Annotated in this window: 15 protein-coding genes and 1 riboswitch; of the genes, 12 read left to right on the top strand and 3 right to left on the bottom strand. The window is 59.2% G+C overall.

Features of this window, described 5'->3' with window-relative positions:
• Nucleotides 1-50 precede the first annotated feature (50 nt).
• Both GS605_RS07165 and GS605_RS07160 read left to right on the top strand, forming a co-directional pair.
• A complete protein-coding gene (locus tag GS605_RS07165) occupies nt 51-443 on the top strand; it encodes an OB-fold nucleic acid binding domain-containing protein (protein WP_171723495.1) in 393 nt (130 codons plus the stop codon).
• A gap of 225 nt (nt 444-668) precedes the next feature.
• Nucleotides 669-1,055: a hypothetical protein gene (locus tag GS605_RS07160; protein ID WP_171723494.1), complete on the top strand. Its 387-nt coding sequence runs from the start codon at nt 669-671 to the stop codon at nt 1,053-1,055.
• A 69-nt stretch (nt 1,056-1,124) separates the two neighbouring features.
• On the opposite strand, the gene GS605_RS07155 is transcribed toward GS605_RS07160, so the two are convergent.
• A complete protein-coding gene (locus GS605_RS07155) occupies nt 1,125-1,823 on the bottom strand; it encodes a glutathione S-transferase N-terminal domain-containing protein (RefSeq protein WP_171723493.1) in 699 nt (232 codons plus the stop codon).
• Nucleotides 1,824-1,945: 122 nt separating this feature from the next.
• Nucleotides 1,946-2,023: riboswitch (SAM riboswitch) on the top strand.
• Between the two features lie 62 nt (nt 2,024-2,085).
• On the opposite strand from GS605_RS07155, the gene metZ reads away from it, so the two are divergent.
• The 5 genes from metZ (at nt 2,086) to GS605_RS07130 (ending at nt 8,637) form a co-directional block, all read left to right on the top strand.
• Nucleotides 2,086-3,291 carry an O-succinylhomoserine sulfhydrylase gene (gene metZ / locus GS605_RS07150; protein ID WP_171723492.1) on the top strand — a complete coding sequence of 402 codons (1,206 nt, stop codon included), beginning with the start codon at nt 2,086-2,088 and terminating at the stop codon, nt 3,289-3,291.
• 232 nt (nt 3,292-3,523) lie between these two features.
• Nucleotides 3,524-4,627 (top strand): GTP cyclohydrolase FolE2, encoded by a 1,104-nt coding sequence (folE2, locus tag GS605_RS07145; RefSeq protein WP_171633305.1) that lies wholly within the window; start codon nt 3,524-3,526, stop codon nt 4,625-4,627.
• A 284-nt stretch (nt 4,628-4,911) separates the two neighbouring features.
• Nucleotides 4,912-5,562, top strand: coding sequence for a hypothetical protein (locus GS605_RS07140; protein ID WP_171723491.1), 651 nt, complete (start codon nt 4,912-4,914; stop codon nt 5,560-5,562).
• Between the two features lie 52 nt (nt 5,563-5,614).
• Nucleotides 5,615-7,063 (top strand): TrkH family potassium uptake protein, encoded by a 1,449-nt coding sequence (locus GS605_RS07135; RefSeq protein WP_171723490.1) that lies wholly within the window; start codon nt 5,615-5,617, stop codon nt 7,061-7,063.
• Complete coding sequence (locus GS605_RS07130; protein ID WP_171723489.1) at nt 7,063-8,637, top strand: thiamine pyrophosphate-binding protein; 1,575 nt, start codon at nt 7,063-7,065, stop codon at nt 8,635-8,637. The genes GS605_RS07135 and GS605_RS07130 overlap by 1 nt, the downstream gene beginning before the upstream one ends.
• Before the next feature lie 51 nt (nt 8,638-8,688).
• Here the strand turns inward: GS605_RS07130 and GS605_RS07125 are convergent, their stop codons facing one another.
• Nucleotides 8,689-10,428 (bottom strand): trypsin-like peptidase domain-containing protein, encoded by a 1,740-nt coding sequence (locus GS605_RS07125; RefSeq protein ID WP_171723488.1) that lies wholly within the window; start codon nt 10,426-10,428, stop codon nt 8,689-8,691.
• A gap of 206 nt (nt 10,429-10,634) precedes the next feature.
• On the opposite strand from GS605_RS07125, the gene GS605_RS07120 reads away from it, so the two are divergent.
• Entirely contained in the window at nt 10,635-11,564 is a 930-nt protein-coding gene (locus tag GS605_RS07120; protein ID WP_171633292.1) for a glycine--tRNA ligase subunit alpha, read from the top strand.
• An 8-nt stretch (nt 11,565-11,572) separates the two neighbouring features.
• On the opposite strand, the gene GS605_RS07115 is transcribed toward GS605_RS07120, so the two are convergent.
• A complete protein-coding gene (locus GS605_RS07115; RefSeq protein WP_171633290.1) occupies nt 11,573-12,205 on the bottom strand; it encodes a MarC family protein in 633 nt (210 codons plus the stop codon).
• Between the two features lie 78 nt (nt 12,206-12,283).
• Here GS605_RS07115 and GS605_RS07110 point away from each other — a divergent pair, with 78 nt between their 5' ends.
• The 4 genes from GS605_RS07110 (at nt 12,284) to GS605_RS07095 (ending at nt 18,896) form a co-directional block, all read left to right on the top strand.
• Nucleotides 12,284-12,805: a DUF6446 family protein gene (locus tag GS605_RS07110; protein WP_171723487.1), complete on the top strand. Its 522-nt coding sequence runs from the start codon at nt 12,284-12,286 to the stop codon at nt 12,803-12,805.
• Between the two features lie 8 nt (nt 12,806-12,813).
• Complete coding sequence (gene gltS, locus GS605_RS07105) at nt 12,814-14,022, top strand: sodium/glutamate symporter (protein ID WP_171723486.1); 1,209 nt, start codon at nt 12,814-12,816, stop codon at nt 14,020-14,022.
• Between the two features lie 9 nt (nt 14,023-14,031).
• Nucleotides 14,032-16,266: a glycine--tRNA ligase subunit beta gene (gene glyS / locus GS605_RS07100; protein WP_171723485.1), complete on the top strand. Its 2,235-nt coding sequence runs from the start codon at nt 14,032-14,034 to the stop codon at nt 16,264-16,266.
• Between the two features lie 89 nt (nt 16,267-16,355).
• Nucleotides 16,356-18,896 carry a putative PEP-binding protein gene (locus GS605_RS07095; RefSeq protein WP_171723484.1) on the top strand — a complete coding sequence of 847 codons (2,541 nt, stop codon included), beginning with the start codon at nt 16,356-16,358 and terminating at the stop codon, nt 18,894-18,896.
• The last annotated feature ends 19 nt before the right edge of the window (nt 18,897-18,915 follow it).

The raw sequence follows: 18,915 nt of genomic DNA, 5'->3' as shown, positions 1-18,915 counted from the left end.
TCAGCGCGCCGTGTCTGGACTTTCTTGTCATTTGTTCTATTTTTGTTCTCATGCTTGTTACACCCATTCGCCCTGTGGTTTCAAACCGGGATTGGCCGCGCCCGCCGTCCTGTCTGCCTTCCAGCCAACTGGATTCCCCGCCCGAGGGCGCGCGCGTGGCTGTGGCCGGGCTTGTGATCCTGCGGCAGAGGCCGGGGACGGCCAAGGGCGTGATCTTTCTGACGCTTGAAGATGAGACCGGGATCGTGAATGTGGTGGTCTGGCGCAAAATCTACGAACGGTTCCGCCGTGCGGTGATTTCGGGGCGGTTGCTGAAGGTGACAGGCCGGATGCAGCGGGCGCATTCAGTGACCCATGTGATTGCGGAAGAAATCGAGGATATTTCGGGGATGCTGGATATGCTGGTGCAGGGCGCAGGGGCGGCCTGCTGTGACGGACAATAGCGAGCGGCTGCCTTGCCGCCTTACGCCCAGCAAGACCTGTGCGCCGATGAATGTCGGTAAGTTTCCGCATATCACGCTGGGTCAAAGGCGCTTTTCCGCCAATTCGGCATTGGTCGGTCGACTCTTTGATGTCGTGTTAGTACTGCGGGCATCTCTATGCGTCGGCCTGTGTCTGAACGCAGGCGCGACGGAACGCTACTCAACACCTTCTCAGAGTCAGTTCAGATGCCCGAAGTAACACGAAATGGATCGTTCAAAAAAAACGTCCAGCTGGATGAGAGCCAGATTGCCGGTCGCCTTGGCGAACTGTTGGAGCATACGCGTTCAAAAGGATACGTGCATACCGCCAGAATGATCGAGGAAGCATTGAGTGCCCACTCTTTCGAGCGCAGACACCTTGGGAACACCCAAAAATACCTCTCGGAATTGCAGCGTCTAAAGCGCAAAGAGATGACACGCTTGGTGAGGGAAACGGATGGTAAGAAGCAAGCGGCTTTTGTCCTGACGCCCCGGATGCGCGTTGACCACAGAAATCCTGCCGCGCTGCGCAGTGGAGCTTGGAGGAACACCCCGATGCCTTTCCCGGCAGAACCCGAATTCAAGTTTCGCTAGCCGAACCTGCCGTGGCCAAGGCGGACAGGGTTGATGATCCGCGTCAATCCAAACGGGTTTTTAACGCAGTCATCGTTTGAACAAGACCTCCTGCGCCTGCTTGTCACGATTGTCTCCTCGCAGCTCTGCGTGCAGAGCGCGCCCGGCCTGAACACCGGGGCGGGCGCCGACGGTCTTCAGCCAGCGCGCAAAGTGGGGTTTGTCCTCCAGCACTTGCTGCTGCCCTTCCCACAGGCTGGCCCAGCCCCAGATCGACATGTCTGCAATTGAATAGAAATCTCCGGCAACGTATTCGTTCTCGGCCAGCCGTCTGTCGAGCACCCCGTACAGACGACCGACCTCGGCCCGGTAACGATCTTTGGCATAGGGCAGGTCCTGTGGCGGGTTCAGTTGCGGGGCGTATTTCAGGAAGTGATGCGCCTGACCGGCCATCGGGCCAACACCGCCCATCTGCCACATCAGCCATTCTTCGACGGCGATCCGGTCACGCTCGGTCCTGCCATAGAACTGCCCGGTCTTGCGGGCCAGATACATCAGGATTGCCCCGCTTTCAAAAACCGAGATCGGTGCACCATCCGGCCCGTCAGGGTCCACGATTGCGGGCATCCGGTTGTTCGGGGCGATCTTCAGGAACTGCGGGTCGAACTGATCGCCCTTTCCGATATTGACCAGATGCGTGGTGTAGGGCAGCTCCATCTCCTCCAGGGCGATGGACACTTTCCAGCCGTTCGGTGTGGGCCAGAAATACAGATCAATCGGGTCGGCCATGCGTTCTCCTGATGTTGAAGGGATCATGCGGGTTTCTGCCGGTTCGGCAAGTACCGCTTACGAAAGCGTGACCGAAACGCAGGCCGGGCTTGACCGCAAACCGCCCGAGGCGTATTGCCATCCCAGAGCTTCGTGGCGATTTGTTACCGGATTGCGGGCCACGCTAAACAACACCGCTAAAAGGTCAGGATGAAAGACCCCTTTCGCTTGGCCGCGTCTGGGGTTTTTTGTTTGCCTCCGCCGGAGGCTGAAAGGGAATGAGATGAGCGAGAACTGGAACAAACGCACCCAAGCCGTCCATGGCGGTGTCCGCCGCAGTCAGTACAACGAGGTGAGCGAGGCGATTTTCCTGACGCAGGGCTTTGTGTACGAAACCGCCGAACAGGCCGAAGCCCGGTTTCTGGAATGCGGCCCTGATGAGTTCATTTATGCCCGCTATGGCAATCCGACGGTCTCGATGTTCGAACAGCGCATCGCGGCCCTTGAAGGTGGCGAGGATGCGTTTGCGACGGCTTCGGGCATGGCAGCGGTGAACGGTGCGCTGACCTCTATGCTGAAGGCCGGGGACCATGTTGTTTCAGCAAAGGCATTGTTCGGGTCCTGCCTGTACATCCTCGAGAACATCCTGACCCGTTTTGGCGTCGAGGTGACCTTTGTGGACGGCACCGATCTGGAGCAATGGCAGGCAGCGATCCGCCCGGACACCAAGGCGGTCTTCTTCGAATCGATGTCGAACCCGACTCTTGAAGTGATCGACATCGCATCCGTGTCCAAGTTGGCCCATGCCGTCGGGGCGATTGTGGTGGTGGACAACGTGTTTTCGACGCCCGTCCTTTCGCGCGCGATAGAACAGGGCGCGGATGTGGTCGTTTATTCGGCGACCAAGCATATTGACGGACAGGGCCGTGCGCTGGGCGGCGTCATCATCGGCACCAGGGAGTTCATCCGCGGAACCGTTGAGCCGTATCTGAAGCACACCGGCGGCGCGCTCAGCCCGTTTAATGCCTGGGTCATGCTCAAAGGTCTGGAAACCATGGCGCTGCGCGTCAATGCGCAGGCCGACAGTGCACAAAGGATCGCCGAGGCGCTGGAAGGGCACCCGGCGCTGGCGCGCACTCTTTACCCAGGTTTGAAGACCCACGCGCAAAATGCTCTGGTTCAATCGCAACTTGGCGGAAAGGGCGGGACTGTGTTGTCCCTGGATATCAAGGGCGGCAAGGACGCGGCTTTTGCTTTCCTGAATGCGCTGACCATTCCTGTGATCTCGAACAACCTGGGCGATGCCAAGTCGATCGCGACGCACCCGGCGACCACAACGCACCAGCGTCTGAGCGATGCGCAGAAGGACGAGCTGGGCATTACGCCGGGCCTGATCCGTTTTTCCGTAGGCCTGGAAGACGCCGAAGACCTGCTGGCTGACATCCAGCAGGCATTGGAGGCTTCGCAGAAGCAAACAGCAGCACAGTGAAAAGCCTCTTGCCCGTCGGGGCCGTCGCGTTGTCTGTGAACGCGGCGTCTTTTCGGGTGGTATTCGCGGTTGAAGCCTGGCCTTTATGTCTGCGAAAGGCGTATTTCGTTGCAGAATGACGGTTTTGCGCCGGTTTTTTCAATCCGGACTGCTATTGCCTGCGTATTGGGTTAAACTGGTAAATCACCTGTAGTCGTATATATTCCTACGACCAATCGAGGAACCGCAGCCGATGAACATTCACCCGCGCGACATTGATGAGACCCCGGATAAAGAACAAGCCGCCGAGGCCCTGAAGGTTCTGCGGCAATGGGCGGAATCTGCGACGGCATCCGAGATCACCCAGCTGGATCCGGCTATTGCGCGGCTGGTGCCCGGCCTGACGCAGGTGAACTATCCTTCGCTTTCGCGCGAGTACCCGGAGGGTTTCTCGGTTGACGCGAATTACCGCGCGTCTTTGCCCGACTTGCAAAACGGCCCGTCCAGCTTGATACGCGGTGCCAAGCAGCAGATCCAGCATGTTGGCATCTCGAACTTTCGCCTGCCGATCCGTTTCCATCGGAAAGATGGGGAAGACCTGACGCTTGAGACGTCTGTTACGGGCACCGTCAGCCTTGAGGCTGAGAAAAAGGGCATCAACATGTCCCGGATCATGCGGTCTTTTTACAAACATGCCGAGCGTACTTTCAGCTTTGAAGTCATGCAGGCGGCGCTTGACGACTATATGACCGACCTGGACAGCTTTGACGCGCGTATCCAAATGCGGTTTTCTTACCCCGACAGGGTCAAGAGCCTGAGATCGGGTCTGGAAGGGTATCAGTATTACGACATCGCTCTGGAACTGGTGGAGTCCGGCGGCGTGCGCCAGAAGATCATGCATCTGGACTATGTCTATTCCTCGACCTGCCCGTGCTCTCTGGAGCTGAGCGAACATGCCCGTGCCATGCGGGGACAATTGGCAACACCGCATTCGCAACGTTCCGTCGCGCGAATTTCCGTGGTCGTGGATTGCGATGCCGATTGTCTTTGGTTTGAAGACCTGATCGAGTTGTGCCGACGCGCGGTGCCGACCGAAACTCAGGTCATGGTCAAACGTGAAGACGAACAGGCTTTTGCCGAGTTGAACGCAGCCAATCCGATTTTTGTCGAAGATGCGGCGCGCTTGTTCTGCGCGGAATTGCTGGCCGATCATCATGTCGGTGATTTTCGCGTTGTCGCAAGCCATCAGGAAAGCCTGCACAGCCATGACGCCGTGTCGATTCTGACCGAAGGCCCAACCTTCGCCGCGTCCAGCCTGGACCCGAAACTGTTCACGACCCTGTTTCACGTTGGCTGAACTTCTCGGGTAAGTGGCTAGAATTTAATCAGAGAATTATCTGATCGGCGCTCATTCGCCGCAATGCAGCAAAAATGCTGCAATTGCGTGAGAAACTCCTGTATCCTGACGGGGAATGCAGCTTCGGCACACCGGCGCGCTCAATGGTGTGTCACCCCAAAAGGAAGCCGAGACGTGAGACGCCTTGGACTGCAAGACCCCAACCTCCGCCCGGATCCCCCGAGCGGGCAGGGCGCTTTACCCTCTCTCTTCGGGCTGCATCGTTTTCACAGGAGATCTATGGAATGAATTCGATTACCCAACCGCTGGAGCTTCAGGCCGCGGCTTTACGCATGGCTGGCTATGCGATCGTCAACCAGATCAAGATCGCACAGATCATGACTCGTTCAGCACTTGAACTGCCGATGGTGTCGGTCCACGCGCTACACCTGGCAGCGTCAGCACCGGGTCCAGCGGTGGAAACTCCGGCGGCAAAACCGGTGGCCAAACCCGCTGCGACGCGCAAGAAACGCGTACCGGCGAAATCGTCAACGACCAAGAACAAGCTGGCCCGCAAACCTGTACCGACCAAACCGGTGACCAAGCCGGCGGCAAAACCGGTTGAGTTTTCAGCCAGTCCGCGGCCCACGGCAGCACCCCCGGCAGCAGCCAAACCGACACCTACGGTTAGTGACAAAACAGCGGTAAAACCTGTTGAACCCTCGGCGACACCTGCGGCCGAAACCGTGTTGCCCGTAACACCCAAGCCCGCCCCCGCAAAACCGGCGCCTGTCCAGGCAGCGCAGGTCAAGCCGACACCGGCCGATCCTGCCCCGGCCAAGGTGCAGGCAAAACCAGCCCCGGTGACGGAACCGCGCAAACCGCAGGCGCGAAAAACTCGTGCCCCGTCCAAACCACCCGTGATGCCCGAAGCAGATGTAAAAACTGACGGGTAAACCGGGATCATCTGCTTGACACGGTCGGGTTGGCGCGCCAACGCTGCGCGTCATGATGGATCTTCGCCCGGTCGGATATGTGATTGGCTTGCTGGTCGCCATTCTTGGGGCGACCATGCTGCTGCCTATGCTCGCGGACATTATCGAAGGTCGCGGCGAATGGAATGTATTTCTGGAAAGCGCGATAATCACGATGCTGACCGGATCCGTTCTTGCGATGAGCTGTTCCAACGGCGTGGGCGAGGGTCTGACCATCCGGCAGACCTTTTTGCTGACAACCGGCGTTTGGGTCGCGCTGCCGGTGTTTGGTGCAATCCCGTTTCTGTTCGGTGAAACCGAACTGCGCTTTGTCGATGCCTATTTCGAGGCGATGTCGGGCCTTACGACGACCGGTTCGACTGTGATATCAGGGTTGGACACGCTGCCGCAGGGGCTTTTGTTGTGGCGCGGTATCCTGCAATGGCTGGGGGGCATCGGCATTATCGTTGTTGCGATGGTGTTCCTGCCGGAATTGCGGGTTGGTGGCATGCAAATCTTCCGATCGGAAGGGTTTGAGACCATGGGGAAAATCCTGCCTCGCGCGCAGGAGATTGCGGGACAGATTTCCCTGATCTACGTCTTCCTGACACTCGTATGCGTGCTGGTCTATGCCGCATTGGGGATGAGTTTTTTTGACGCGTTGGTGCATGCTTTCACGACGGTGTCCACGGGTGGTTTCTCGAACTATGATGCCTCGTTTGGAACATTTTCAGGCCCGGCCGAATATGCTGCATCCGTCTTCATGATTCTGGCGGCTCTGCCCTTTGTGCGATATGTCCAATTGGCCAATGGTCATACGGCGTCCTTATGGAAAGACAGTCAAATCCGGGCATTTCTGGCGACCATTCTGGTTCTGGTTGTCATCATGTCAGTCTTTCTGACCTCGGTCTTTCCGCATCACTGGGAACAGGCGTTCCGCGAGTCATTGTTCAACATCACCTCGATCATCTCGGGGACAGGATATGCCAGTGTCGATTACATGGGGTGGGGCAGCTTTCCGATCATGTTGTTTTTCCTGATCGGATTGATCGGTGGATGTGCGGGGTCGACGGCGTGTTCGATCAAGATTTTCCGCTATCAGTTGTTGTTCGCCTCGATCAAAAGCCAGATCAAACGGATCCGGTCCCCGCATGGCGTGTTCATGCCGCTCTATGATGGAAGGCCGGTCGGGCGGGACGTTCTGACATCGGTGATGAGCTTTTTCATGTTCTTCGTTTTGTCGATGGGGGTGTTGTCCTGGGCGTTGGCGCTGACAGGTCTGGATTTCGTCACGTCCGTATCCGGGGCCGCGACGGCGCTGGCCAATGTCGGACCGGGACTCGGCGATCAGATCGGACCGGCGGGCAATTTCGCAGGTCTCAACGATACGGCCAAGTGGCTGCTGACTTTCGGGATGCTGGCCGGGCGGCTCGAACTTTTGGCCGTATATGCGATCTTTACCGTTCAATTCTGGAGAGGCTGATGAAAAGACCCCTTGGCGCGCAAATCTCGCATATGCTCAAGGATCGCGGTGTGGATGTGATATTCGGCATTCCCGGTGTCCATAATCAGGAAATGTATCGCGGTATCGAAGAGGCCGGGATCACGCATGTTCTGGCCCGGCACGAGCAGGGGGCCGGATTCATGGCTGACGGTTACGCGCGCGCGACCGGGCAGCCCGGCGTCGCCTATGTGATCACCGGTCCCGGCCTGTGCAACATCATGACCCCGATCGGACAGGCCTACAGCGACTCGGTTCCGATGCTGATTCTGTCCTCATGCCTGGATGAAACGCAGGCTGTCCGGGGTCAGTTGCACCAGATGAAAGATCAAGGTGCCGCCGCCGGTACGGTTGCGGATTGGTCCGTACAGGCCAACTCCGCCGAAGCTGCCTATGGGCTGATAGAACGGGCGTTTGAAGAATTCGAGCTTTCGCGCCCGCGCCCCAAGCACATTCAGGTGCCCATCGCGCAGTTGCAGGCCGAGGCCGACCCCGCGCCGTTCCCCAACCAGCCCGCGCTGCGCACCAAAGCCTTGCCGCCTGACGTGTCATCGGTCGTGTCCATGTTGAACCTTGCCCGCAGGCCGCTGTTCATCCTTGGTGGCGGATGCAGGTCGAATGATTGGCGTCAGATTTTGTCACAGCTGGGGGCGGCCTGTTTTACCACCTATGCCGGGCGCGGGCTGCCGGGCGCAAATTATCCGCTGGACTTCGGGTCCATGTTGCCGCGTCCCGGCAGCGCCGAGGTAATCGCGTCGGCGGATCTGGTCGTTGCGGTCGGGGCCGAGCTGGGCGAGGTCGATTTGTGGCGGCAGGATTTGGGGCACAAGGCGACCTTGATACGCGTCGACCTCGACCCCGAGGTTCTTTCCGATTGCCATCGCGCCGCCATCAAGCTGCAAGTCGACAGCCAGAGCTTTGCCCGCGCCTTGTGGCACGCAACTCAGGACATGAAACCGGCAACAGGCTGGTCACCCGAGGAAGTCGCCGAGATGCGCGCCCGCTGGCGTGCCGAGGTGGATGCAGAGCGGCCCGGAATCGTGCCGATCGCGGACGCTTTGCGCGCGGCCATGCCGGCCGACACCATGATCTATTCGGACATGACGCAGTTTGCCTATGTCGCCAAAGAGGTGTGGGACATGGCCTATCCTCATCACTGGCATCATCCGACGGGGTTTGGCACTCTTGGCTATGGGTTGCCCGCCGGTATTGGCGGGGCGGTTGCCCGGCGCGGCAAACCCACGGCGGTTATCGCCGGGGATTACGGGTTCCATTACACGATGCAGGAACTGGGCGTGGCAGTTGAGTTGGGATTGTCGCTTCCAATCATTTTATGGGACAATGGCAAACTGAAGGAAATCGAGGACAGTATGGTGCGCAGCCAGATCGCGCCCAACGCGGTCATGGCGCACAATCCCGATTTCTGCAAACTTGCCGAAGCCTTTGGTGCGCGCTCCTCGGCGCCTTCGAATGTAGCAGAGATGCAAAGTGCAGTAAGGGCCGCATTCGATGCGCCTGTGCCGACCTTGATCCACGTGACACCTGACATTCTGTAACGAAAAAGCGCCGCACTTTCATGCGGCGCTTTTTTTTGAGGTGCTGTCGGATCAATCCCAGCAGTGAACCAGAACCGTCATGCCGGTTGCGCGCCGGTTCAGCTCATTGGGTGAGATCCGTGTGGTTTCTTCGCTCGACTGACCGGACACTCCGGCCTCTGCAAGAATTTCGGTCAACCTATCAACGGTGGCCGCAAGGCTGACCGAAGCGGGCAGGGTGCGCCCTTCGGACGGTGTGGGCAACAACATTCCGACGACGTTACCGCTGTCATTGAAGACGGGGCCGCCTGCATCGCCGGGTTGGGCGTTCAGCGCCAGACGCTTGACGCCGGTCTCACCGTTCAGCCCACGAATGTCCGCGACCTGCCCGTAGGTCAGGGTGGGGCCACCCAATGCGCCCTGATAGGAATAGCCGGACACGGCCACCTCTGACTTGATCTGCGGCTTGGCCGCACTGAACGCGGCGACGCTCATGGGGGCGAGCGTTTTTGCAGGGCGCAGGACCGCCACGCCAAGTTCAGGGTCCGTAAGGGCCAGTTGAACCTCGTGATCGCCATCCAGCGTGATCCGCGTGCAGCTGTCTGCGGCCTCGGAAACCGTCAGTACTGTCCCATTCTCATCCGCGAAAAAGCCAGAGCGCGTCAGTCGGGGCTTACGGACCTGAAGGCCCGACACCAGATCGATGCGCTGTTCTGCGAATGCACCGGCGGCGGCATCCAGAACCGCATCCGTCGTGCTGAAGCTGGATGTCATCGCTGACAGGACACGCAGGCGACGTGCCTCGTCTCCTTCGGGCCAGACAAGGGTGAAGCCCTTGATTTTTCCATCGGCCAATTGCGCTTGCGTAAAGGACACTATGCCGTTGCCGCGACCTTCAAGGGTAAACCGGTCGCGGCCCAGTTCACGAGGGCCATTCATTGGAACGATCTCAAGCGATTGCATCACCTCGTACAACGCGCGGAGCGTGTTCTTGTCCCCCTCCTGACTGATCAGCAGCGCCTTGGCGTTCAGGTCAGAGGTGCTTTTGAAATGTGCGAAGGGGGCCTCATAGCGATCAAGGCTGACAGCGCCCAGAGGCATGTCGAGCACGATCCCGGCCTTGTCGTCGGAATACCGCTCCATTCCAACAGAGATCAGCGGCGCGTTGTATTCATCCATCAGGGCCTTGCGCTGCAAAGTGGTCAGAATGCCCGTGGCGTCAAACCCGTTATAGCGCTGCCAATCGCTCATCGAACGGCGGGTGCCTTGCCCGAACGCACCATCGATGGTCGAGTTGTAAAACCCCGCCGCGCGCAGAGCCGTTTGCAGATCCTTGCGTTCCCGCGCGGTCAACAGACGTTCGGACTGAAGCGCCTGCGCACGGGTTTCATCCGAATCCTGTGGTGTGGTAACCGCCGGAGCCTCTTCCGGTTGTGCCACAGGTTCAATCGGTGCCGCGACGGTGCCACGGTTCAGCACGTTTGCCCCGATGGGCCAGAACTGTTGCCCCATCGCGCTGGAAAACGCGATGTAACTGTCGCGCGGTATCTGGCCTTCGGCCCGATAGACGCGCAGCACCTGTTCGGCGTCGGTCCGCGCGTAGGGGCCGATCACGATCGCGTACCAGCCGCTGTTCAGGCGAAACCCGTTCACATCCGGCAAAGCACCGGCATAGGCCTGTGCCCGTTCCTGCGCTTCGCGCAGCGAGGGCTGGGCCTCGACCTGGACCCAGACGCCGGGATCTTGTTGTGCGGTTGCGGCGCGCAGGCCGACCAGAAGAAACAATAGGATTGCTGAAAATACGCGTGTCATAGTCTGCCCGTCTTATGCAGTGTTCGTGCTTTGGCGCAGAATACGCGAATTCATTTGCGAAACGCCATGCCGCGAATGCGGGGAATTTACGGTGTGGCTCTGCAGATACAGGCTTGGCCCCAAGCCCCGTTGACGCCCCTTTGCCCCTTGCATAGGAAGGGCAAAACCGACCGGAACCGGGCGCAAAGGCGCCCAGAGGGAATGCCATGACCGAACCGACCAGCGCACCGCGTTCATTTCAGGAGATCATCCTGCGGCTTCAGACCTATTGGGCGTCTAAAGGCTGTGCCATTCTACAGCCCTATGACATGGAAGTCGGGGCCGGAACGTTCCATCCCGCGACCACCCTGCGCGCGCTTGGCTCGAAAGCCTGGGCTGCGGCTTACGTTCAGCCGTCACGCCGCCCGACGGATGGGCGTTATGGAGAGAACCCGAACCGGTTGCAGCACTATTATCAGTACCAGGTGCTGATCAAACCCAGCCCACCGGATTTGCAGGAGTTGTATCTTGGAAGCCTCGAGGCGATTGGCATCGACATGGACCTGCACGACATCCGTTTTGTCGAAGATGACTGGGAAAGCCCGACACTTGGCGCTTGGGGTCTGGGTTGGGAAGTCTGGTGTGACGGAATGGAAGTCAGCCAGTTCACCTATTTCCAACAGGTTGGCGGCCATGACTGCGCGCCGGTATCAGGCGAGCTGACCTATGGGCTGGAGCGTCTGGCCATGTATGTGCTCGGCATCGATCACGTGATGGACATGCCGTTCAATGACCCCCAGTCGCCCAGTCCTTTGACTTACGGCGATATCTTCAAGCAGACCGAAGAGGAGTACGCCCGCTGGAACTTTGACGTGGCCAACACCGAAGTTCTGCTGCGCCACTTCGAAGAGGCCGAGACCGAGTGCGCGGCGATTCTGAGCCAGGCGCATGTGGACCCGAAGACGGGCAAACGCATCATCATGGCGCACCCTGCCTATGATCAATGCATCAAGGCCAGTCACATCTTCAACCTGCTGGACGCGCGCGGCGTGATCTCGGTGACTGAACGGCAGGCCTATATCGGGCGCGTCCGGGCGTTGGCCAAACAATGTGCGGATGCGTTTGTGCAGACCGAGGCCGCCGGGTTTCAGGCCTGATGAGGCAATCAGGCCAGCCCGGGCAAAAGCGCCTTGAGCCCGTCTGCGATCATGCTGACGGCAATGGCGGCAAGGATCATACCCATGAAGCGGCTCATAATCACGCGCGCGTTGCTGGACAGGCGTTCAGCCAGCCAGGCGGCGTTCCAGAACGTGATCAGAAGCAGGCCGACCACAACGAGAAATACGCCTGCAAAAACAAAGGCCTCGACCGCAGTTTTAACCTGATGTGCGTACAAGATCAGGGTGGTTATCGTGCCGGGGCCCACGAGAATGGGAAAGGCCAGCGGGTAAAAGGCCACCGTATCGGTTTCGGGGTAAGCTTCCTTCTCTCCTTTTGTTCCGTGATGAGAGGTGCTTTCGTTTCCGTTCAGCATGTTGAGACCGATCATCATGACGACCAGGCCGCCGGCGACGCGCAGGTGATTGACGCTGATGCCAAAAAGGCCAAGCGCCTGACTTCCGACCAGCGCAAAGGCACCGCCAAGGATCAGGCAATAGATCACCGTCTTCACCGCAATCTTGCGCTGGTCGGCGGCAGGCAGATCCTGAGTGACGCTCAGAAACACCGGCAGGTTGGAAACCGGGTTCATGATGGCAAACAATGCGCCGAAAAAACCGACAGCAAGCGTGGATTCCATGGTGTTGACCTCATTGATGCCTGTACCCGGACGAAACCTGTCCTATTTTACAAGAACTTGAAAGAGGCAGCCTGAAACATGACGGGAAAACTGCTGGCAATTGTTCTTTTGTTGTCGGCCTTGGTGGCCGGGGCCGGGATGTATTATTTGCAGATTTACGGTTTCTACTACGAGGTCGAACCTCAACCCGGCCAGGACGTGGTCCTGATGACGGACCAAAGCGATGCGCCTGTCCCGATCACCTATTCAGACTTTCAGGCGATCGATGCAGACAGTTCTCCGATCCGCTACCGTGGCTGTTTTGAAACGAATCTGAAACCGGATCAGATGGCCGGGTTTTTTGCTGTCGAAAACCCCGAACCCTTGACCGCGCCGGGTTGGTTTGACTGTTACGACGCCGTGTCGTTAGGCGATGCGCTGAAATCGGGGCAGGCGCAGGCGTTTTTGAGTGAGAAGAACATCCATTTCGGCGTCGACCGGATCGTGGCGATTACCAGGGATGGCAAGGGATATGTCTGGCACGCGTTGAACAACTGCGGTGAAAAAGCCTATGACGGTACGGTGGTGGGTGAGGAGTGCCCGACGCGCCCTGAAAACTGAGGAAAACCATGGCTGACGCCGTTTTAATCCCGGACTTCATTACTGCAACTCTGGGGTTTGCGGTGTATTTGTTGGGTGCCCGGATCAACAGCAAAGTCGCAGTTCTGAGGCAGTTCAATATTCCTGAACCGGTCACGGGCGGCCTTTTGGCCTCGCTCGTGGTCTTGCTTCTGTATCTTGGTGCCAATGTAGAGCTGTCATTCGAGTTGCAGACCCGGGACGCTCTGCTGGTTTTGTTCTTTGCCGGAATCGGATTGAACGCGCGGCTTTCTGACTTGATTGCCGGTGGTAAGCCTTTGTTGATCCTGTTGATTTTGACGCTTGTCACGATTGTTGCGCAGAACGTTATCGGCGCGGCAGGGGCTTCCTTGTTTGGCTATCCGGCGCAAGCAGGCGTTCTGTTCGGTTCGGCCGCGTTGATTGGTGGACACGGAACCGCAATTGCATGGGCACCCGAAGTTGCCAGCGCTACGGGTCTGGACGGTGCAACTGAACTTGGCGTTGCCGTGGCGACGCTCGGACTGGTGCTTGCAGCGCTGGTCGGGGGCCCCATCGCGCGTCTTCTGGTGGAAACACGAGGCCTGTCGCCGGACCGACCTGGCGAAGAACATACCGTTGGACTGCCGGAAGAAACGACCGCAGCCACCGAAATTGACCATATGACCATCATGCGCGTGCTGCTGCATCTGAACCTTGCTATTATTCTGGGCTATGCGCTGGGCGAGGCGATTTCGGCAGCCGGGCTTAAACTGCCGCTGTTTGTGCCCTGTCTGATCATGGGCATCGTGATTTCGAATGTCCGGGCGGCCATCGCTCCGTCCGCGCCGCCGGTTGCACGGACACCGTCGCTGGCATTGCTGTCTGAATTTGCGCTTGGGGCCTTTCTGGCAATGTCACTGATGAGCTTGCAGTTGTGGACCATCGCGGAACTGGGTGTGGCAATTGCCGTGATCATGACGGCGCAAACGGTGTTTACGGTTGCCTTCGTGATTTGGGTACTGTTTCCCCTGATGGGCTCGAATTATCGCGGAGCGGTGCTGGCCGCGGGCTTCGGAGGCTTTGCCCTGGGCGCCACACCCACGGCGATTGCAAATATGACGGCTGTAACCAAGCGATATGGGCCGTCGCCTATTGCCTTTATCGTGTTGCCCCTTGTATCCGCCTTCTTTGTGGATATCGCCAATGCCATCGTCATTCAGACGATTGTGAACTTCTAAGGACCGACTATGCCCGACCTGCTGATCGAACTGTTTTCCGAAGAAATTCCTGCGCGGATGCAAACCCGTGCCGGTGAGGATCTGAAAAAGCGGATTACCGATGGTCTGGTCGAGGCCGGTTTGACCTATTCAAACGCGGCCGCACTGACGACACCCCGCCGTCTGACATTGGCGGTGGAAGGTCTGCTGGCGCAAAGCCCGACAATCCGGGAAGAGCGCAAAGGGCCCAAGGTCGGCGCGCCGGACAAGGCGATTGAAGGATTTCTGCGGGGTGCTGGCCTGACCCGCGACCAACTGGAAGAGCGCGAGACCCCCAAGGGCGCCGTTTACTTCGCCACCATCGAGAAACCGGGCCGTCCGGCCGCCGAGATCATTGCCGAAGTGCTGGAAGCCACTATTCGCAACTTCCCATGGCCCAAATCCATGCGTTGGGGCAGTGGCAGTCTGCGGTGGGTGCGCCCGTTGCATTCGATTCTGTGCATCCTGTCGGATCAATCAGGGGCGCAGGTTGTTCCGATGCAGGTCGATGGCATCCGTTCCGGTGATACCACAGCCGGTCATCGTTTCATGGCCCCCAACCGGTTCTCGGTTACGTCTTTCGAGGACTATGCCGCCAAGCTGAAACGCGCATTCGTTTTGCTGTCACAGGATGAACGTGCCGAACACATCTGGAATGATGCACAGAACATGGCTTTTGCCGCCGGTCTGGAAATCGTCGAAGACAAGGGACTGTTGGCCGAGGTTGCCGGGCTGGTGGAATGGCCTGTGGTGTTGATGGGGAAAATCGACGAGGAATTCCTCGAATTGCCGCCCGAGGTGTTGCAGACCTCGATGAAAGAGCATCAGAAGTTCTTTTCCGTAAAAAACCACAAGACCGGTCGGATCGAGCGTTTCATCACCGTCGCCAACCGCGAAACCGCCGACAATGGCGCGACCATTCTGGCGGGCAACCAGAAGGTGCTGTCGGCGCGTCTGGCAGATGCGAAATTCTTCTGGGAGAACGACCTGCGCGTTGCCAAATCGGACATCGCCCAATGGACCCGCGCGCTGGAGAACGTGACCTTCCACAACAAACTGGGCACTCAGGCCCAACGTATCGAGCGCATCGCCGCGCTGGCCCGCGAACTGGCTCTGGTGACGGGCGCCGACCCGGATCAGGCCGAGAAAGCCGCGCGTCTGGCCAAGGCCGATCTGAGTTCAGAGATGGTCTATGAATTCCCCGAACTTCAGGGGCTCATGGGGCGGTATTACATCGAAGCCGCCGGCGAGGATGCCGCGGTGGCTGCTGTTGCGCAGGAACATTACTCGCCGCTGGGGCCGTCGGATGATGTGCCTGCGGCACCCCTGTCGGTCGCCGTGGCGCTTGCGGACAAACTTGATACTCTGGCAGGGTTCTGGGCGATCGACGAAAAGCCCACCGGGTCGAAGGACCCGTTCGCGCTGCGTCGCGCGGCATTGGGGGTGATCCGGTTGATCCTGAACAATGATCTGCGGCTGAAGCTGGATCGTTTCTTCGACGCGCAACTCGTTCGGGCCGAAGCGGCTTCCAACGAAGCCTTGCACGACGGGCATGTCGCAGAGCTGTTGGATGAGATTGCCGACCACGGTGTTTTCGGAACGGCGTTCCGTACGGTGAAGGAGAAGCTTGCGGGCGACAAGGCCGGGACGCACCAAATGACGGACTTTCTGCGTCTTGAACGGAAGGTACCCGATACGTCCGATGACCTTTTGTCCTTCTTCCACGACCGCCTCAAAGTCTTTCTGCGTGACGAGGGCATCCGCCACGACATCATCGATGCGTGCATCGCGATGGAGGGGAATGACGACCTCAACCTGCTGGTCAAACGTGCCCGCGCGTTGAATGCCGTGATCGCGACCGAAGATGGGGAAAACCTCGTACAGGGGTTCAAGCGGGCCAACAACATCCTGACCCAGGCCGAGGAAAAGGACGGCGTGGAATACTCTTACGGTGCGGATGTGAAATTCGCCGAGACCGACAGCGAGAAGGCGCTTTTCATGGCTTTGGATGGGGCGCAGACGCAAATCGACGTGGCCCTGAAATCCGAAGACTTTCCAACTGCAATGGCGGCCATGGCGGGGCTGCGCGGGCCGGTGGATGCGTTTTTTGAGGACGTGCAGGTCAACACCGACAATGACGTGATCCGCCGCAACCGGCTGAACCTGCTCAGTCAGATCAGGCAGGTTTGTTCTAGCGTGGCCGATCTGTCGCGGATCGAAGGTTAAAACCTCGGGCACGCAGCGATGCGTGCCCACAACGCCCTTGCACGAAGGGCGCAAGCGCTTATGCTGCAGGCAAATCAAAAGGTGCTGCAGTGCAGAATAATCCGCATACCACGCTCATTACATCCGATGCGCCGGTCACGGCCCATACCCATGGCGGGCGGGCCAAGTGTCTGCAACGGCTGGTCCGACTGGACCTGCCGGTGCCCCGGACCGTCGCCTTGTCGTTTGATGCGGTCCATCAGATTGCGGAAGGCGACGTTCCGAACCTTGACGCGATCCTTGAGCAATTCGACTCCACGACCTTGCTATGCGTCCGACCAAGTTCTGAAGATCCCGATTGGGGCGGGCCCGGTGCGGTTCTGAACATTGGCATGAATGATGCCCGCTATGTGGATCTGTCCGATACCATGGGGGCAGAGGCCGCTGCTGCGCTGTATCTCAGGTTCGTTCAAAGCTATGCGATCCACGTGGCGCGGCTGGACGCGGATGTGTTTGATGACATCGACATGGATGGCAGCGAAGGCTTGCGCCACTCCCTGCGCGCCTACGAAGATGAAACGGATGAAGCCTTCCCGCAGGACCGGGGTGAACAGCTGATCGGCGTTCTGCGCTCGATGGCACGTGCATGGGACGGGACGTCCGCCCGGCTGCTGCGGCAGGCCAAGGGTGCCCCGGCAGATGCGGGTCTTGGGCTTGTCATTCAAGAGATGATCCCGGGCGTCGGGCAGGGTGAATGCGGATCAGGCGTGCTTCAACTGGTTGATTCCACAACAGGAATGCCACAGATCACCGGTCGCTACCTAAGCCAGAGCCAGGGGCGCGACGCGCTAGGCAAAGATGTGGCAGCCCTGTTTCTTGAAAAAGACCCGCGCGGCCCCTCGCTGGAAGAGGTTGCGCCCAAAGCCTTTGCCGACGTCAAAACGCATGCCGTCCTGATGCGCGAAAAACTGCGTGAAGAAATGCAGGTCGAGTTCGTCATTCAAAACGGCAAAGTGCATATTCTGGATGGCGTCCGGGTGCAGCGATCGGCCCGCGCGGCCATGCGCATTGCCGTACGTCTTGCCGAAGACGGTATCATACCGCCGCAAGAGGCGGTGATGCGTGTCGACCCGCACGCGCTGAACGAATTACTGCACCGTCAGGTCCACCCCGATGCGCGCCGCGATGTGCTGACCACCGCCATTGGTGCCAGCCCCGGTGCCTCGACCGGCAAGATCGTGTTCACCTCGGCCGAAGCGCAGGCCAGTGCCGCCCGTGGCGAGGCGTGTGTTCTGGTGCGCCGGGAAACCTCGCCCGAGGATGTGCGCGGGATGCATGCCGCCGTTGCGGTTCTGACGGAAAAGGGCGGCATGACCAGCCACGCGGCCGTGATCGGGCGCGGATTGGGCCTGCCCTGTATCGTCGGGGCCTCGGAAATGCGGTTTCAGACGAAAGACAAGATGCTGACCGCACCGGATGGGCGGGTGTTCAAAACCGGTGATATTGTCACCATTGATGGCAGCTCGGGTCAGGTGCTGGCCGGTCAACCCGCCATGCTCGAGGCCGCATTGGATGACTGTTTCCAGACGCTGATGGGCTGGGCCGATGCCGAGCGTGACATCGACATCCGCGCCAACGCCGACACACCGGCTGACGCGCAGACAGCCCGGAACTTTCAGGCTCAGGGGATCGGTCTGTGCCGGACAGAACATATGTTCTTTGATCCCGGCCGTCTGATCGTGATGCGTGAAATGATCTTTGCGCAAACCTCGGCGGGCAGGGCGGCGGTGCTGGAACGCCTGCTTCCGATGCAGCGCGAGGATTTTGTTCAGCTGTTCAGGATCATGGAAGGCCAGCCTGTCTGCATCCGCCTGTTCGATCCACCCTTGCATGAATTTCTGCCGACAACGCGCACCGGGCAACGGGAACTGGCAGAGGCGCTGGACCTTCCTGTGTCCGACGTTGAACGCCGGGTTGAGGCGATGACCGAATACAACCCAATGCTGGGCCTGCGCGGCGTTCGTCTGGGTGTCACCGTGCCCGAGATCTACGACATGCAGGCGCGCGCGATTTTCGAAGCCACGCTGGAGGCCAGAAAAAACGGTGCCCCGGTGGTGCCCGAAGTGATGATCCCGCTGGTATCTGCCAAGCGCGAGGTTGAACTGGTCAAATCCCGCATCGATTCGGTCGCCGCCGCCGTTGAATCTGAACGGGGACAGAAGTTCGAATATCGGCTGGGCGTCATGGTCGAAACACCACGCGCCTGTCTGCGCGCGGAAGAAATCGCGCCGCAGACCGCCTTCATGAGTTTTGGTACAAACGACCTGACACAGATGACCTACGGCCTGTCCCGCGACGATGCCGGTCGTTTCATGTCCGCCTATGTTCGGCAGGGAGTCTTTGGCGAAGATCCGTTCCACGTTCTTGATCCGGATGGGGTCGGGGAATTGCTGAAACTCGGGGCGGAACGAGGGCGTGCCGCGAAACCGAATGTGACCCTTTCGGTCTGTGGCGAACACGGCGGGAACCCCGAATCAATCGCCATTTGCAGGGATTTGGGGTTTGACTATGTTTCGTGTTCGCCGTTCCGGGTTCCGGTCGCTCGGCTGGCTGCCGCTCAACTGGCGATTTCCTCCAGACTTGGGGGTTGACACCGCGCTGAACCCCAAG

The organism is Ruegeria sp. HKCCD7559, from assembly GCF_013110575.1.
Classification (GTDB): domain Bacteria; phylum Pseudomonadota; class Alphaproteobacteria; order Rhodobacterales; family Rhodobacteraceae; genus Ruegeria.
This window is presented reverse-complemented; position numbering and strand designations above follow the sequence as displayed.

What these genes read in the sequence shown, in the direction of transcription:
- GS605_RS07165 (WP_171723495.1), top strand. Translation starts at nt 51, where the DNA reads ATGCTTGTTACACCCATTCGCCCTGTGGTTTCAAACCGGGATTGGCCG.
- GS605_RS07160 (WP_171723494.1), top strand. Translation starts at nt 669, where the DNA reads ATGCCCGAAGTAACACGAAATGGATCGTTCAAAAAAAACGTCCAGCTG.
- GS605_RS07155 (WP_171723493.1), bottom strand. Translation starts at nt 1,823, where the DNA reads ATGGCCGACCCGATTGATCTGTATTTCTGGCCCACACCGAACGGCTGG.
- metZ (WP_171723492.1), top strand. Translation starts at nt 2,086, where the DNA reads ATGAGCGAGAACTGGAACAAACGCACCCAAGCCGTCCATGGCGGTGTC.
- folE2 (WP_171633305.1), top strand. Translation starts at nt 3,524, where the DNA reads ATGAACATTCACCCGCGCGACATTGATGAGACCCCGGATAAAGAACAA.
- GS605_RS07140 (WP_171723491.1), top strand. Translation starts at nt 4,912, where the DNA reads ATGAATTCGATTACCCAACCGCTGGAGCTTCAGGCCGCGGCTTTACGC.
- GS605_RS07135 (WP_171723490.1), top strand. Translation starts at nt 5,615, where the DNA reads ATGATGGATCTTCGCCCGGTCGGATATGTGATTGGCTTGCTGGTCGCC.
- GS605_RS07130 (WP_171723489.1), top strand. Translation starts at nt 7,063, where the DNA reads ATGAAAAGACCCCTTGGCGCGCAAATCTCGCATATGCTCAAGGATCGC.
- GS605_RS07125 (WP_171723488.1), bottom strand. Translation starts at nt 10,428, where the DNA reads ATGACACGCGTATTTTCAGCAATCCTATTGTTTCTTCTGGTCGGCCTG.
- GS605_RS07120 (WP_171633292.1), top strand. Translation starts at nt 10,635, where the DNA reads ATGACCGAACCGACCAGCGCACCGCGTTCATTTCAGGAGATCATCCTG.
- GS605_RS07115 (WP_171633290.1), bottom strand. Translation starts at nt 12,205, where the DNA reads ATGGAATCCACGCTTGCTGTCGGTTTTTTCGGCGCATTGTTTGCCATC.
- GS605_RS07110 (WP_171723487.1), top strand. Translation starts at nt 12,284, where the DNA reads ATGACGGGAAAACTGCTGGCAATTGTTCTTTTGTTGTCGGCCTTGGTG.
- gltS (WP_171723486.1), top strand. Translation starts at nt 12,814, where the DNA reads ATGGCTGACGCCGTTTTAATCCCGGACTTCATTACTGCAACTCTGGGG.
- glyS (WP_171723485.1), top strand. Translation starts at nt 14,032, where the DNA reads ATGCCCGACCTGCTGATCGAACTGTTTTCCGAAGAAATTCCTGCGCGG.